A 14,598-nucleotide genomic window follows, 5' to 3' on the forward strand; every position below is an offset into this window, starting at 1 on the left:
ATCAATGGCATGACAACCCGAACGCTTGAAGCAACATCTTTGCTTTAACCTGGTCAGGTGAGTCGAAAGGCAATGGTCCGCCCCGGCGGCCGCAGCGCCCGGGTACAGGCGTCGGTCCACGCCGCCATCCACGAACTCGAGTCGGAGGTGGGCCGCGAAGCCCTCACCGTCCCCCTCGTAGCCGCCCGCGCCGGCGTAACCCCCTCCACGATCTACCGCCGCTGGGGCGACCTGCAGGAGCTGTTGTCGGACGTAGCCGTCGAACGCCTCCGCCCCGACACCGCCCCCCAGGACAAGGGAACCCTGAGGTCCGACCTCGACTCCTGGGCCGAGCAATTCCTCGAGGAAATGGCCGCCCCCATAGGCCGCGCCTACATCCGCGACGCCCTCCTCGGCTCCCCCGACAGCACCAACGCCGGCCAATGCTCGGCCTACGCAGCCGAACAAATCACCCTCATCCTCAACCGAGCAACCACCCGCGGCGAGCCCACCCCCAACGTCGAAACAGTCCTCGACCACGTAGTAGCCCCAATCATGTACCGCATCCTCTTCCGCCCCGACGCCCTCACCCCCACCTACGCCCACCACCTGGTAACCAGCTTGCTCGCCGCGTCGACATAACCCGAACCCCGAGCACGCCAACACAATCCCCCCATGAGATCGGTCCCCGCCCCCGACCGTGAAGGGCTTGAATCAACGGGAGTCGGAACCTACCGCACAGCCAGCAGTACACGGTTGGAAAGAACCTGCCAGATCGTTCCGATCTCGCTGAAGCCTGCGACGCTCAGCGCTTCCATATGGGCGTCGACGTCCGTTCGACCTGGCCGCTGCTTACCCGCAAAACGCTGAGCTCGCTCGGCTATCAGTGACCTGAATCCGGGCTCCTCGGCCAGTGCCTCCCACCATTGCTCCGCAGTCTCGATACCGCGTTCGGCGAAAGCGCTATCGGACCACTGCCCTTCCAGGACACGATGACTCAGCCGGTCGAACGTCGGCAAAACCGCAGGGTATGCCAGGTTGTCTCCATTGAGAAAGATGCCGCCGGATCGCAGAAGTCGGCCGAGGTCCCGGTACAGACGGGCCAGCGCCTCCGGTTGCAGCCAATGCAGCGCTGTGGTGCTGAGGACGACGTCCACCTGCGTTTCGCCAATTGCTTCCAGTAGGTCCGGCGATGCCAGATCCGCCTCTACCCAACGCAACCGACCGTCTACCGTTCCGAGGGCACCCCGTCCGAGAGCCACCATTACCGGATCGATATCCACCGCAACCGAGCGCGCCCCCGAAAATCGCGTGAGCAGCCGCTGACTTATCGCCCCCGGCCCACAACCGAGATCCACTGCCACGAAAGAGGTAGGCAGTAACTCCGCGACCACATCGAACATCGCCGTGAACCGGGCCTCACGCTCCGGCACATATCCCTCCTGCTGGGCGTCCCAGCGCCGCAGCCAGCCCTCCCAGTCGATCGTCCCCACGTCCGTACTCATGATCGGCCATCCTCCAGGAATTCAGCCACAGCTTCATTCTCCGACAACTGGAATCCACGGCGATGCCCATTCACACGACTCCCCCGACATCGTGTTGTCCCACAGCTGATTCCACCGATGACATGCAACGCAGCTACGAATCGGTCACCAGGTCAGAGGTTTGCTCTACACCTGACCGCCGTTGACGCGAATGGTCTGCCCGGTGATCCATGCCGCACCGGGTTGACAGAGCAGACCTACAGCACCTGCGACATCAGCGGGTGTACCGAGGCGGTGCAGTGGGGACATCATCGAGCCGGCCGAATCCATTCCAAGCGGTCTCGAACAGCCGGTGCGCGTCCACGGAATCGCCGATATCGGCTGCGATTACCGCCACCTTCGCCCCTGCCATGCGCACCGATTCGGCAGTAAGTTCGGCCGCCGCACGGTCGGTGCCGTCACGATGGTTCACCACGACAGCAGCGCCCATCGTGGCGAGAACAGCGGCGATGGCGGCACCGATCTCGCCACCCGCGCCGGTCACCAACGCCACCCGATCCTGCAGCGGTCCCGCAGATTTCATGCTTAGTCGAACATATTGGCGAACAGGCAGATTCGACACGCCGCAAGTGCCCGAACGAGCATCGAGAGTGGGCGCAGTAGGGATCGAACCTACGACCGCTGGTGTGTAAAACCAGTGCTCTACCGCTGAGCTATACGCCCCTGTCGACCCGGTGGGACCGGGTGCGGGTTATGAATCTAGTGTGGCTAGCGCTTTTTCCCAAGCTGCCTGGTCACGGGGCTCGCCGGGGCCGTTCATCTCGGAGAAGCGGATGATGCCGTCCTTGTCTACTACGAAGGTTCCGCGGTTGGGGTAGCCGGATTTTTCGTTGAAGACGCCGTAGGTTTGGGCTACCGATCCGTGTGGCCAGAAGTCGGAGAGCAGGGGGAAGGTGTAGCCCTGCTCGGCCGCCCAGATCTTGTGGGTGGGCGGGGGGCCTACGGAAATGGCGAGGATCTCTGCGTTGTCGTTCTGGAACTTGGGGAGTTCGTCACGGACGCGGCAGAGTTCGCCTTGGCAGATGCCGGTGAAAGCCAGCGGGTAGAAGACGATCAGGACGTTCTTCTCGCCGCGGTACGCCGAGAGGGTGACTTCCTGGTTGTTCTGGTCCTTCAGAGTGAAGTCCGGTGCGACCGTGCCCACCTCTAACGGCATGCGGGAACCTCCATCGTGTCGGCAGCAGCAGGCGACACGACCCAGTGCTCACACATGAACGGACCGCGCTCACGCATGAGTCACTCGCGCATCACCCACTCGAAAACCTTAGCGAAGACGCGGTTCAGCGCTGCTTCGAGGGCGTCTTGGGCTGGGTCAGCTTGGTTCCGGTCCAGGTACCGAGACTTACCGGGGTAGTCGAATTGAGGCCGGCGGGCACCGCCGACTCCGCGATCTCGCTCGGATCGACATGCCCGGGGTGACCGGTCTTGGGGGTGAGCACCCACACGACACCGTCGTCGGCCAACGGAGAGATCACATCCATCAGCTCATCGACAAGGTCACCGTCCCCGTCGCGCCACCACAGCAGGACGACATCGACAACCTCGTCGGTATCTTCGTCCAGCAGTTCCGAGCCGATCGTCTCCTCGAGGTTGGCCCGCAGTTCGTCGTCGGTATCCTCGTCCCAGCCCAGCTCCTGAACGGCCATGCCATGTGAAATGCCAAGCTTCTGAGCGTAGTTCTGCGCGTCCGCCGCGGCGACCACGGTGGTGTCCTCCTCTTATTCCCGACAGTAGGTAGATGCAAGCGAACATGGTTCAAGCCCCAAGCGCAAGCCGATCGGCCGAATTCGCACCCAGAATGTCGTAGTTGAGACCCGTTTACTTGGATGGGCAGGCCGTCCGGACGGCATCAAGAGCATCGTTGACCTTGTGACTGGCGTCGTTCAAGGGCGCAACAGCGGCCGCGGGCGTCATCTTCCGCACTTCCGCCGCCAGCGTGCGCGCCGCGTTCACGTAGTCGGTGAACTTCTGGCCCAGATCCGCCGGCAGGTCCGAACCGGAAGCGTTGACCTGATTCTCGACCGTCTTGGCCGCGTCCTCCAGCGCGCCGGCCGCCGCATCCCGCTTCGCGGTCTGATCGTCGGTGCCCTTGTCATGGGCGTCCACGTAGTCGTTGTAGCTGTTCACGGCCGTACCGGTGGTGGTGCGGAACGGGTCGCAGTTGTCGGCGATCGCCTTGTTCTGCGCCGCCGCCGCTTTCGATGAGGAAGCCGCCGCCGAGGAGGAGGATACGTCCGCGCGATATGAGGTCACCTGAGCCGAATTCGCGGTCGGGGTACCCTCGACCGTGTTCGAGCAGCCTGCGACGATGACCAGTCCGATGCCGAGCGCAACGGTCGTGCACATCACCCCGAACCCCCGCGGGTTCAGTTTCACTGTTCCTCCCCGTTCCATCCCTCGGCCGGTTCCCTGGAGAACGGTACTGGATTTACGGCTGACATGATGACCTGGGCCGCATCCTCGGCAAGGATGTGAGATGCGACCCGAACCGATCGTTACGGGTATGCCGCCCACCAGCGGTGACCCGGGGTAATGACGCCATCAGATGTCCCCACCCCTGTACGAGGAGCAAACGTCTTGACCGACCTGATGCACCCGATTTCTTCGTCGAACCCCAACAATGGCTCGGCGGCCAAGCGCCCGGCAGGGGGCCGGGTCCGAGTGATCCGCGAGGGGGTGGCGTCATACCTGCCGGACATCGATCCGGAAGAAACCAGCGAATGGCTCGACTCCTTCGACGAGATGCTCGACCGTGAGGGCCCGGGCCGCGCCCGCTACCTCATGCTGCGCATGCTCGAGCGCGCCGGCGAACGCCACGTCGCCATCCCGGCACTGACCTCCACCGACTACGTCAACACCATCCCCACCGAGAACGAGCCCTGGTTCCCCGGCGACGAGGAGACCGAGCGCCGCTTCCGGGCCTACATCCGCTGGAATGCCGCGATCATGGTGCATCGCGCGCAGCGGCCGGGAGTCGGTGTGGGCGGCCACATCTCGACCTACGCGTCCTCGGCGGCGCTGTACGAGGTCGGCTTCAACCACTTCTTCCGCGGCAAGGACCACGCGAGCGGCGGTGACCAGGTCTACATCCAGGGTCACGCCTCCCCCGGCGTCTACGCGCGCGCCTTCCTGGAAGGCCGCTTGACGGAAGACCAGCTGGATGGTTTCCGGCAGGAGTACAGCGCCGGCGGCCCCGGCCACGGCCTGTCCTCCTACCCGCATCCGCGGCTCATGCCCGACTTCTGGGAATTCCCCACGGTGTCAATGGGTCTGGGCCCGATGAACGCCATCTACCAGGCCCGGTTCAACCACTACCTGCACGATCGCGGCATCAAGGACACGTCCGACCAGCATGTGTGGGCGTTCCTCGGCGACGGCGAGATGGACGAGCCGGAGTCGCGCGGCCTCATCCAGGTCGCCGCGAACGAGGCTCTGGACAACCTGACCTTCGTCATCAACTGCAACCTGCAGCGCCTCGACGGCCCGGTTCGCGGTAACGGCAAGATCATTCAGGAGCTGGAGTCCTTCTTCCGCGGCGCCGGCTGGAACGTCATCAAGGTCGTCTGGGGCCGCGAGTGGGACGCGCTGCTGCAGGCCGACCGCGACGGCGCCCTGGTCAACCTGATGAACACCACCCCCGACGGCGACTACCAGACGTACAAGGCCAATGACGGCGCCTACGTCCGCGAGCACTTCTTCGGCCGCGATCCGCGCACCAAGGAACTCGTCAAGGGCCTCTCCGACGGCGACATCTGGAACCTCAAGCGCGGCGGCCACGACTACCGCAAGATCTACGCGGCCTACGCGGCGGCCATGGCGCACAAGGGACAACCGACGGTCATCCTCGCCAAGACCATCAAGGGCTACGGTCTCGGCAAGCACTTCGAGGCGCGCAATGCGACGCACCAGATGAAGAAGATGACCCTCGACGATCTGAAGGCGTTCCGCGACGTGCAGCGCATTCCGATCACCGACGCCGAACTCGAGCGCGACCCGTACCGCCCGCCGTACTACACCCCCGGCGCCGACGCCCCGGAGATCCAGTACATGCTGGACCGCCGCAAGCAGCTGGGCGGTTACGTCCCCGAACGCCGCACGGCCGCACAGCCTCTGGTGCTGCCCGGTGACGAGCCCTACCGCTCGGTCCGCAAGGGTTCCGGCAAGCAGAGCGTCGCCACCACCATGGCATTCGTGCGCCTGATGAAGGAACTGCTGCGCGACAAGGAGATCGGCAAGCGCATCGTCCCGATCATCCCCGACGAGGCCCGCACCTTCGGTATGGACTCGTGGTTCCCGTCGCTGAAGATCTACAACCGCAACGGCCAGCTCTACACCTCGGTCGACGCGGAACTCATGCTGGCGTACAAGGAATCGTCGATCGGCCAGATCCTGCACGAGGGCATCAACGAGGCCGGTTCCACCGCGAGCTTCACCGCGGTCGGCACCTCGTACTCGACGCACGGCGAGCCGATGATCCCGCTGTACATCTTCTATTCGATGTTCGGCTTCCAGCGCACCGGCGACGGCCTGTGGGCGGCGGCGGACCAGCTGGCCCGCGGCTTCGTGCTCGGCGCCACCGCCGGCCGCACCACCCTCACCGGTGAGGGCCTGCAGCACAACGACGGTCACTCGCTACTGCTGGCCTCCACGAATCCGGCTGTGGTGTCCTACGATCCGGCGTTCGGCTTCGAGATCGCCCATATCGTGCGGGACGGCCTGCGGCGCATGTACGGCGGCGGACTCGCGCACGGCTTCCAGGAGGCCCTGCCCGGCACCGATCCCGAGGCGCACTCGCAGCACCACGAGTTCGGCGGCGAGGACATCTTCTACTACATCACCCTCTACAACGAGCCCCAGCAGCAGCCGACCGAGCCGGAGCAGCTGGATGTGGCCGGTCTGCTCAAGGGCATCTACCTCTACAAGCGCGGCGGCGCGGGCGATGTGCGCGCCCAGATCCTGGTCTCCGGCGTCACCATGCCGGACGGCCTGCGCGCGCAGGAACTGCTCGCCGAGGAGTGGGGCGTGCAGGCCGATGTGTGGTCGGTGCCGGGCTGGGGTGAACTCCGCAAGGAGGCCCTCGCGCTGGAGATCGCGAAACTGCGCCACCCCGAACGGGATCCGGGTCTGCCCTACGTGACCCAGGTCCTCTCACAGACCGAGGGCCCGTTCGTGGCCGCCTCGGACTGGGTGCGGGCGGTGCCGGATCAGATCCGCCAGTGGGTGCCGGGCAAGTACATCACCTTGGGCACGGACGGTTTCGGCTTCTCCGACACCCGTCCGGCCGCGCGCCGCGTATTCAACGTGGATGCGCAGTCCATCGTGGTGGCGACCCTGTCGGGTCTGGCCGAAACCGGGAAGATCGAGCCCGCCAAGGTCGTCGAGGCCGCCGCGCGCTACCGCATCGACGACGTGAACGCCGCGCCGAAGGCGGCACCAGGTTCCGAAGGCGGCGACGCATAACGCACGATTAACACCGTGGACCGTAAACCGCCGAAGCCGCGCCGGATCAACGAGGGCACTTCCGAAAACGAGGTGTACCTCCCGACCGGCGCGCTCTCCCCGAATCGGCAGACGCGCGATCCGCTTCCGGACACGCTCCTCAAGCGGGTGAAGCAGTTCTCCGGTCGCTTGTCGACCGAGGCTGTCGCGTCGATGCAGGATCGGTTGCCGTTCTTCGCCAATCTGGATGCCGCGCAACGCGCGGGCGTGCAGATGCTGGTGCAGACGGCGGTGGTGAACTTCCTGGAATGGCTGCAGGATCCGGAATCGGATATCCGGTTCTCCCTGGACGCCTTCCAGGTGATTCCGGACGATCTGGCGCGGCGGCTGACGCTGCGCCAGACCGTCGACATGGTCCGGGTGGCCATGGAGTTCTTCGAGCAGTGGCTGCCGGCGCTGGCGCGCAACGACCGGCAGCTGGTGGCGCTCACCGAGGCGGTGCTGCGATACGGGCGGGAGCTCGGTTTCGCGGCCGCCTCGGTGTACGCCTCGGCCGCGGAGTCGCGCGGCGCCTGGGATACCCGTTTGGAGGCGCTGGTCGTCGACGCCGTGGTGCGCGGCGATACCGGTCCCGAAATGCTTTCCCGCGCGGCCACTTTGAACTGGGACGCGACAGCGCCGGCCACGGTCTTGGTGGGAACTCCCCCCAAAGACCAGGTGGCCGTTGTCAGTTCCGTACATAGCGCCGCCACCCGGCACGGCCGCAATGCCCTCGCGGTGGTGCAGGGTTCGCGGCTGGTGATGGTGGTGAGCGGTCATCTGGGCGACACCATGTATCCGTCGCCGTTCCTCGGCGAGTTGCTGAGCGAGGCCTTCTCCGACGGCCCGGTGGTCATCGGGCCGACCATGCGCACGCTGTCCGCGGCACATGTCAGCTCGGTGGAGGCGATGGCCGGTATGGAGGCCGTGGTGGGCTGGCGCGGGGCGCCGCGGCCGGTGCACGCCTCGGAGTTATTGCCCGAACGCGCGCTGCTCGGCGACCGGGCCGCGATAGACGCCCTCAACGAACATCTCGTGCTACCGTTGGCCGCCGCAAGCGCCGACCTCTCGGACACCTTGGATGCCTATCTGGACTGCGGCGGAGCCGTCGAGACCTGCGCCCGCCAGCTGTACGTTCATCCAAATACGGTCCGCTACCGGTTGAAGCGCATCGCCGACATCACCGGACGTGATCCGATGAACCCGCGCGATGCGTATGTGTTACGTATCGCAGCCACAGTAGGTCGGCTGACACGAACCCGTAACGAAACACCTACTCCGGCCACAGACGCCACTCCCGTCACAGATCCGAAAGACGGGATGTAACGCGCCCCCGGAACCGGGCGATCGGGGCAAGCCACTTGGCCGTTTGTGGACTCCCCACAAAACTGCCGAGCAAGCTTCATTCGCGCCGACATCTCGTGAAAGCGCCGACACAGTGTTTTCTTATGAGCGTGATCGCGTTGTTCGCCCCTGGACAGGGCTCTCAGACACCCGGCATGCTCACCCCTTGGCTGGAACTCCCCGGCGCTGCAGACCGCATCGCGCTGTGGGGTAAGGCCGCGGGGCTGGACCTGCTGCGGTTGGGCACCACAGCGACAGCGGATGAAATCGTCGACACGGCTGTGACGCAGCCGCTCGTCGTCGCGGCTGCCCTTCTGGCTTTCGCGGAAGTCCCGCAGGATTCACTGCCCGCGGATACCATCGTCGCCGGACATTCGGTCGGCGAATTCGCCGCCGCTGCCGTCGCCGGAGTCATCTCCGCCGACGATGCGGTGACCCTGGCCGCCATCCGCGGAGCGGAGATGGCCAAGGCGTGCGCACTCGAGCCGACCGGCATGTCCGCGGTGCTCGGCGGTGACGAAGCCGTCGTGCTCGCGCGGCTCGAGGAACTCGGCCTGGTTCCGGCCAACCGCAATGCGGTGGGTCAGATCGTGGCCGCGGGTAAGCTCGAGGCGCTCGCGGAACTCGCGGCGAACCCGCCGGAAAAGGCACGTGTTCGTGCTCTTCCGGTCGCCGGCGCCTTCCACACCGCGTTCATGGCACCTGCCCGGGACGCCGTGGCGGAGGCGATCGCACAGATCGCCCCGAGCGACCCGACCCGGGTCCTGCTGTCGAATTTCGACGGCAAGGCCGTAACGTCGGGCAGGGATGCCATCGATAAGCTGGCGAACCAGGTCACCAGCCCAGTGCGCTGGGACCTGTGCACCGAAACCGTCCGTGCTGCGGGTGTTTCCGCGGTGGCAGAGTTGCCGCCGGCCGGAACCCTGGTCGGGATCGCCAAGCGGGAGCTCAAGGGCACCCCGAATCTGGCGCTGAAGACTCCTTCGGACCTCCCCGCGCTCGCCGAACTCACGTCGGCAAGCTAGCTTGACTCGCGGTCCCGCACCGTCAACGGCGACGGCGCACCAGGACAACCGAGGGACCGCAAGTTCCACCCCCACCCATTCCCACTAGAGGAAACAAGAAGGGAGCCACCAAAGTGGCCGCTCTGACCCAGGAACAGATCGTCGAAGAGCTCGGCAAGATCATCGAAGAGGTGACCGGTATCGAGCCCTCCGAGGTGACCATCGAGAAGTCCTTCGTCGACGACCTGGACATCGACTCGCTGTCGATGGTCGAGATCGCCGTCCAGACCGAGGACAAGTACGGCGTCAAGATCCCCGATGAGGACCTGGCGAGCCTGAAGACCGTCGGCGACGCGGTGGGTTACATCCAGAAGCTCGAGGCCGAGAACTCCGAGGCCGCCGAGGCGATGAAGGCCAAGTTCGCTAACGACGGCGAATAAGGACCGACACCGTGACCACTCCTTCCACCTTGAACGGGAACTTCCCCAACGTCGTCGTCACGAGCATGGCGGCGACCACGTCGATCGCCGGTGACGTCGATGCGACGTGGAAGGGCCTCCTCAATGGCGAGAGCGGAATCGACACTCTCGAGGACGATTTCATCGAGGAGTACGGCCTTCCGGTTCGCATCGGCGGGCACCTGAAGGTGTCGCCGGATACCCTCCTCGACCGCGTCGAGATCCGCCGGATGGCGTATGTCGAGCGGCTGGCCATGGTTTTGGGCCGCGAGGTGTGGAAGAACGCCGGTTCCCCCGAGGTCGACCCGCTGCGGCTGGGTGTGGCCATCGGCACCGGCCTCGGCGGCGGCGATGCGCTCATCGACTCGGTCGACAAGCTGAAGAACGGCGGCTACCGCAAGATCTCGCCGCTGGCGGTTCAGATGGTCATGCCGAACGGTCCTTCTGCCGTCGTCGGTCTCGAACTCAAGGCGCGGGCGGGAGTGGTCACTCCGGTCTCGGCGTGCTCATCGGGTTCGGAAGCCATCGCCAACGCGTGGCGCATGATCGTCATGGGTGACGCCGACATGGTGGTCACCGGCGGTGTCGAGGGCTACATCGACTCGATTCCGATCGCGGCGTTCTCGATGATGCGGGCCATGTCGACCCGCAACGACGCGCCGAAGGCGGCCTCCCGGCCGTTCGACAAGGACCGCGACGGCTTCGTGTTCGGCGAAGCGGGCGCGCTCATGGTCATCGAGACCGAGGAGCACGCCAAGGCGCGCGGCGCCACGATCCACGCCCGCCTGATGGGCGCCGGTATCACCTCCGACGGTTTCCACCTGGTGGCGCCGGATCCGGAGGGCAGCGGTGCGGCTCGCGCCATGCAGCGCGCGATGCAGACCGCGGGTCTGTCCCCCAAGGACGTGACCCATGTGAACGCCCACGCGACCGCCACTCCCATTGGCGACAGCGCGGAAGCGAACGCGATCCACAAGGCGGGTGTCAACCACGCCTCGGTGTACGCGCCGAAGTCCGCCCTGGGCCACTCGATCGGCGCCGTCGGCGCGCTCGAGTCGGTGCTCACGGTTCTCAGCATCCGGGACGGGATCGTTCCGCCCACGCTGAACCTGGACAACCAGGATCCGGAGATCGATCTCGATGTGGTGCACGGCGATGCTCGCCGGCAGGACATCGAGTACGCGATCAACAACTCTTTCGGTTTCGGTGGGCACAATGTCGCGCTCGCCTTCGGCCGGTACTGACACGCACGCCAGCTAGCTGGCAGTAGTTACAGCAAGCACCGGTCAGTAGACAAGCGGTTCCAGGCGGGGTCTCGGATGAGGTAGATCCCGCACCCGAAACCCCGCCTGGGATAACGACATTCGCAGCCGCTCTCAGCGACCGCCCTTCCTATCAGGAGAGTTTGCGATGACCATCATGGCCCCCGCACACGCGGACACCACGACCGATCCCCGTGACCCGCTGGGTCGGTTGCAGCGTTTCTTCGATCCCGGAACCGTTCTCCCCCTGCACCCCCGCGACAAGTCGGGTGTCCTTGCCGCTATCGGCGAGGTCGACGGTGTCCGCACCGTCGCCTACTGCTCCGACGCCACCGTGATGGGCGGCGCCATGGGCGTGGAGGGCTGCAAGCACATCGTCGACGCGATCGACACCGCCATCGATTCCAAGGTTCCCGTGGTGGGCCTGTGGCATTCCGGTGGCGCCCGCCTGGCCGAGGGCGTGGAAGCCCTGCACGCGGTCGGCCTGGTCTTCGAGGCCATGGTCCGCGCGTCCGGTCAGGTCCCCCAGATTTCCGTGGTCCTCGGCTTCGCCGCCGGTGGCGCCGCCTACGGTCCCGCGCTGACCGATATCGTGATCATGGCCCCCGAGGGCCGGGTCTTCGTCACCGGCCCCGACATCGTGAAGACGGTGACCGGCGAGAGCGTCGACATGGCGACCCTGGGCGGCCCGATCACCCACGGCAAGAAGTCCGGCGTCTGCCACATCGTCGCCGACGACGAATCCGACGCCATGCACCGCGCGCGCCGCCTCGTCTCGATGTTCGCCGAGCAGGGCGAATTCGACCTGGCCGCAGCCGAACACGGCGACGTGGATCTGAAGGCCATGATGCCGGCCTCGGCCAAGCGCGCCTACGACGTCAAGCCGATCATCAACGAACTGCTCGACAACGTCGACGGCGAAAGCTCTTTCGAGGAACTCCAAGGGGGCTACGCCCGCTCCATGGTGGTCGGCATCGGCCGCCTGGGTGGGCGCACCGTCGGTGTACTGGCCAACAACCCGATCCGCCTGGGTGGCTGCCTCAACTCCGAAAGTGCCGAGAAGGCTTCGCGTTTCGTGCGACTGTGCAACGCGTTCGGTATCCCGCTGATCGTGGTCACCGACGTCCCCGGCTACCTGCCGGGCGTCTCGCAGGAACTCGAAGGCGTGGTGCGCCGCGGCGCGAAGCTGCTGCACGCCTTCGCCGAGGCCCGCGTCCCGCGGGTCACCCTGGTGACGCGCAAGATCTACGGTGGCGCCTACATCGCCATGAACGCCCGCTCGCTGGGCGCCACGGCCGTGTACGCGTGGCCGGGTTCCGAGGTCGCCGTGATGGGCGCCAAGGCCGCGGTCGGCATTCTGCACAAGAAGGCCATCGCCGCCGCTCCCGAGGAGGAGCGCGAAGCCATGATCGAGCGCCTCACCGAGGAGCACGAGCGCATCGCCGGCGGCGTCCAGCGCGCCATCGCGATCGGTGTGGTCGACGAGGTCATCGAGCCGTCCAAGACGCGTTCGACCATCGCCGCCGCCCTGGCCGCGGCACCGGCCCGCCCACAGCACAACAAGAACATTCCGCTGTAAATCGCTACGCGGCAGCAAAAGCGGGCAGCCTCCTCGGAGACTGCCCGCTTTTACGTTGTGTTCCGGCTCGATTCGTACCGAATTTCCTCGATCGATACCGAATCGGCTCGTTCCATTCCGAATTGCGATTGCTCCGGGCGTGCCCGAAATGAGTAGGGTCGGTCGGGTGCGTACAACCACCAGGATTCTCGCTCTGCTCGCGGCGCCTGTGGTGGCGCTGGCCGCCTGCTCCTCCTCCGGGCCGGATCAGCCCAAATCCGTGGCGCAGCAGTTCGCGGACGCCTTGACCAAGGACGATGTCCAGGGTGCCGCGGCGCTGACCGATGACCCGAAGTCGGCGTCCGCGGCGCTCGGCCCGCTGTACGACGGGCTGGGCAAGAACGTGAAATTCCAGGTGCAGGACACCGGGAAGAACGGCGGCAGCGACAGTTTCGAACTATCGGCCACCTGGAAACTCGGCGCCGACGGCAAGCACGAATGGACGTATACGACCCAGGGCACCGCCGCGGATCACGACGGCTGGAAAGTGCATTGGAATCCGCTGACCGTCGCGCCCGGGCTGGATCAGGGGCCTTTGAGTTACGGTCCCGCCTATCCGCAACAGCCCGCGCGCATTCTCGACTCGAATGGCGGCGAGTTGATGACGCAGCAAGTGGTGACGCTGGTGAATGTGGCGTCCGGCGCGGATCTGGGCGCGGTGGCGGCGCTGCTGGCGCCCATCTCGCCCGGCATCACCGCGACCTCGCTGCAATCGGATCTGTCCGGGGCGCAGGGTAAGCCGATCACGGCGATCACGCTGCGGGATTCGGATCTCGCACCCATTCAGCAGCAGCTGTCCGCGCTCTCGGGTGTCACGCTGGCCCAGCAGACCCGCTTGTTGACTACAGACAAGGCGCTGACCTCACCGACTCTCTCGGGTCTCGCCGATCTGTGGCAGCAGGAGGCCGATGCGGCGAGCGGCTGGGCGGTGCGGGCGACGACCTCCGACGGCAGCACGGTCCGCATCGCGGGTCAGGAAGCCAAGCCCACCACCGATATTCGCACCACGCTCGATGTGGGCATGCAGCGTGCCGCGCTGGGCGCGCTGTCCTCGATCACCCAGCCCGCGGCCATCGTGGCCTTGCAGCCGTCGACCGGGAATGTGCTTGCCATGGCGCAGAATTCGCCCGCCGACGCGCAGGGACCGATCGCGTTGACCGGTCTCTATCCGCCGGGTTCGACGTTCAAGACGGTGACGGTCTCCGCGGCCCTGCAAGCCGGCATCGTCACCCCCGATACCGTGCTCCCGTGCCCCGGCAGCGCCAACATCGAAGGCCGGACCATCCCGAACGACAATAACTTCGACCTCGGCAATGTCCCCTTGCACACCGCGTTCGCCCAGTCCTGCAACACCACCATGGGCAAGCTGGCGGTACAGCTGCCACCGGACGGACTCACCAAGGCGGCCGCCCAGCTGGGGCTCGGAATCGACTTCGTGACACCGGGACTCACCACCGTCACCGGTAAGGTCCCGGCCGCGAACACGCCCGCCGAACGGGTGGAGTCGGGTATCGGTCAGGGGCAGGTCACCGCCACGCCGTTCGGTATGGCCTTGGTGGCCGCCACGATCGCACACGGGTCGGTCCCGAACCCGACCCTCGTCGCCGGTCAGCCGGGAAAGCCGAATCCGGTTCCCGCCCCGCTGCCCGCGAATATCCCGAACGAGATCAAACCGATGATGCGGGAGACCGTCACCTCCGGCACCGCGACCAACCTGCGCGATATCCCGGACATGCTGGGCAAGACCGGCACCGCGGAGTTCATCGACGACAAGCACGCCCACGGCTGGTTCGTCGGCATCTCCGGCGATCTGGCCATCGCGGTCTTCATCTACGACGCGAACAGCTCCACTCCGGCGGTGGATGCGGCGGGACGCATGCTGCGCGCACTCCACTAGCGCCGCGTACCGCG

14 protein-coding genes and 1 tRNA gene are annotated in these 14,598 nt (G+C 66.0%); 8 read left to right on the forward strand and 7 right to left on the reverse strand.

All coding sequences use genetic code 11. From position 1 onward, the window contains the following. The first annotated feature begins 57 nt into the window (after positions 1-57). Complete coding sequence (locus ACIP5Y_RS09945; RefSeq protein WP_400349380.1) at positions 58-621, forward strand: TetR/AcrR family transcriptional regulator; 564 nt, start codon at positions 58-60, stop codon at positions 619-621. An 89-nt stretch (positions 622-710) separates the two neighbouring features. Here ACIP5Y_RS09945 and ACIP5Y_RS09950 read toward each other — a convergent pair whose 3' ends face one another. The 7 genes from ACIP5Y_RS09950 to ACIP5Y_RS09980 all read right to left on the reverse strand — a co-directional run bounded on the left by ACIP5Y_RS09950 (position 711) and on the right by ACIP5Y_RS09980 (position 3,899). Next, positions 711-1,484, reverse strand: coding sequence for a class I SAM-dependent methyltransferase (locus tag ACIP5Y_RS09950; RefSeq protein ID WP_400349381.1), 774 nt, complete (start codon positions 1,482-1,484; stop codon positions 711-713). Between the two features lie 165 nt (positions 1,485-1,649). Next, a complete protein-coding gene (locus ACIP5Y_RS09955) occupies positions 1,650-1,793 on the reverse strand; it encodes an SDR family oxidoreductase (RefSeq protein WP_400349382.1) in 144 nt (47 codons plus the stop codon). Then, on the reverse strand, positions 1,738-2,046 hold the full coding sequence (locus ACIP5Y_RS09960) for an SDR family NAD(P)-dependent oxidoreductase (RefSeq protein WP_400349384.1): 309 nt from the start codon (positions 2,044-2,046) through the stop codon (positions 1,738-1,740). The genes ACIP5Y_RS09955 and ACIP5Y_RS09960 overlap by 56 nt, the downstream gene beginning before the upstream one ends. Before the next feature lie 68 nt (positions 2,047-2,114). After that, positions 2,115-2,186: transfer RNA gene (locus ACIP5Y_RS09965), tRNA-Val, on the reverse strand. A 28-nt stretch (positions 2,187-2,214) separates the two neighbouring features. After that, a complete protein-coding gene (locus ACIP5Y_RS09970; RefSeq protein WP_397015350.1) occupies positions 2,215-2,679 on the reverse strand; it encodes a peroxiredoxin in 465 nt (154 codons plus the stop codon). A gap of 124 nt (positions 2,680-2,803) precedes the next feature. Then, positions 2,804-3,226 carry a DUF3052 domain-containing protein gene (locus ACIP5Y_RS09975; RefSeq protein ID WP_400349385.1) on the reverse strand — a complete coding sequence of 141 codons (423 nt, stop codon included), beginning with the start codon at positions 3,224-3,226 and terminating at the stop codon, positions 2,804-2,806. Positions 3,227-3,341: 115 nt separating this feature from the next. Further along, a complete protein-coding gene (locus ACIP5Y_RS09980; RefSeq protein WP_400349387.1) occupies positions 3,342-3,899 on the reverse strand; it encodes a hypothetical protein in 558 nt (185 codons plus the stop codon). Between the two features lie 213 nt (positions 3,900-4,112). Here ACIP5Y_RS09980 and aceE point away from each other — a divergent pair, with 213 nt between their 5' ends. The 7 genes from aceE to ACIP5Y_RS10015 all read left to right on the forward strand — a co-directional run bounded on the left by aceE (position 4,113) and on the right by ACIP5Y_RS10015 (position 14,584). Then, complete coding sequence (gene aceE / locus ACIP5Y_RS09985) at positions 4,113-6,983, forward strand: pyruvate dehydrogenase (acetyl-transferring), homodimeric type (protein ID WP_400351220.1); 2,871 nt, start codon at positions 4,113-4,115, stop codon at positions 6,981-6,983. A gap of 45 nt (positions 6,984-7,028) precedes the next feature. Continuing rightward, entirely contained in the window at positions 7,029-8,327 is a 1,299-nt protein-coding gene (locus ACIP5Y_RS09990; protein WP_397015587.1) for a PucR family transcriptional regulator, read from the forward strand. Positions 8,328-8,455: 128 nt separating this feature from the next. Further along, the gene (locus ACIP5Y_RS09995; protein ID WP_400351221.1) at positions 8,456-9,370 is read left to right on the forward strand and encodes an ACP S-malonyltransferase; all 915 of its coding nucleotides are present in this window, start codon (positions 8,456-8,458) and stop codon (positions 9,368-9,370) included. 113 nt (positions 9,371-9,483) lie between these two features. Continuing rightward, a complete protein-coding gene (acpM, locus tag ACIP5Y_RS10000; protein WP_400349388.1) occupies positions 9,484-9,789 on the forward strand; it encodes a meromycolate extension acyl carrier protein AcpM in 306 nt (101 codons plus the stop codon). Between the two features lie 11 nt (positions 9,790-9,800). Continuing rightward, positions 9,801-11,051 carry a KasA/KasB family beta-ketoacyl-ACP synthase gene (locus ACIP5Y_RS10005; RefSeq protein WP_400349390.1) on the forward strand — a complete coding sequence of 417 codons (1,251 nt, stop codon included), beginning with the start codon at positions 9,801-9,803 and terminating at the stop codon, positions 11,049-11,051. 166 nt (positions 11,052-11,217) lie between these two features. Beyond that, positions 11,218-12,648 carry an acyl-CoA carboxylase subunit beta gene (locus tag ACIP5Y_RS10010; protein WP_400349391.1) on the forward strand — a complete coding sequence of 477 codons (1,431 nt, stop codon included), beginning with the start codon at positions 11,218-11,220 and terminating at the stop codon, positions 12,646-12,648. Between the two features lie 148 nt (positions 12,649-12,796). Further along, the gene (locus ACIP5Y_RS10015) at positions 12,797-14,584 is read left to right on the forward strand and encodes a penicillin-binding transpeptidase domain-containing protein (protein WP_400349392.1); all 1,788 of its coding nucleotides are present in this window, start codon (positions 12,797-12,799) and stop codon (positions 14,582-14,584) included. Positions 14,585-14,598: the final 14 nt, after the last annotated feature.

Origin of the sequence: Nocardia sp. NPDC088792, from assembly GCF_044750615.1 — a bacterium.
In the GTDB taxonomy this organism is placed as follows: Bacteria; Actinomycetota; Actinomycetes; order Mycobacteriales; family Mycobacteriaceae; genus Nocardia.

Excerpts from the sequence above, each read along its gene's own strand:
- ACIP5Y_RS09950 (WP_400349381.1), bottom strand. The coding sequence starts at position 1,484 with ATGAGTACGGACGTGGGGACGATCGACTGGGAGGGCTGGCTGCGGCGC.
- ACIP5Y_RS09955 (WP_400349382.1), bottom strand. The coding sequence starts at position 1,793 with ATGGATTCGGCCGGCTCGATGATGTCCCCACTGCACCGCCTCGGTACA.
- ACIP5Y_RS09960 (WP_400349384.1), bottom strand. The coding sequence starts at position 2,046 with ATGAAATCTGCGGGACCGCTGCAGGATCGGGTGGCGTTGGTGACCGGC.
- ACIP5Y_RS09970 (WP_397015350.1), bottom strand. The coding sequence starts at position 2,679 with ATGCCGTTAGAGGTGGGCACGGTCGCACCGGACTTCACTCTGAAGGAC.
- aceE (WP_400351220.1), top strand. The coding sequence starts at position 4,113 with ATGCACCCGATTTCTTCGTCGAACCCCAACAATGGCTCGGCGGCCAAG.
- ACIP5Y_RS10010 (WP_400349391.1), top strand. The coding sequence starts at position 11,218 with ATGACCATCATGGCCCCCGCACACGCGGACACCACGACCGATCCCCGT.
- ACIP5Y_RS10015 (WP_400349392.1), top strand. The coding sequence starts at position 12,797 with ATGAGTAGGGTCGGTCGGGTGCGTACAACCACCAGGATTCTCGCTCTG.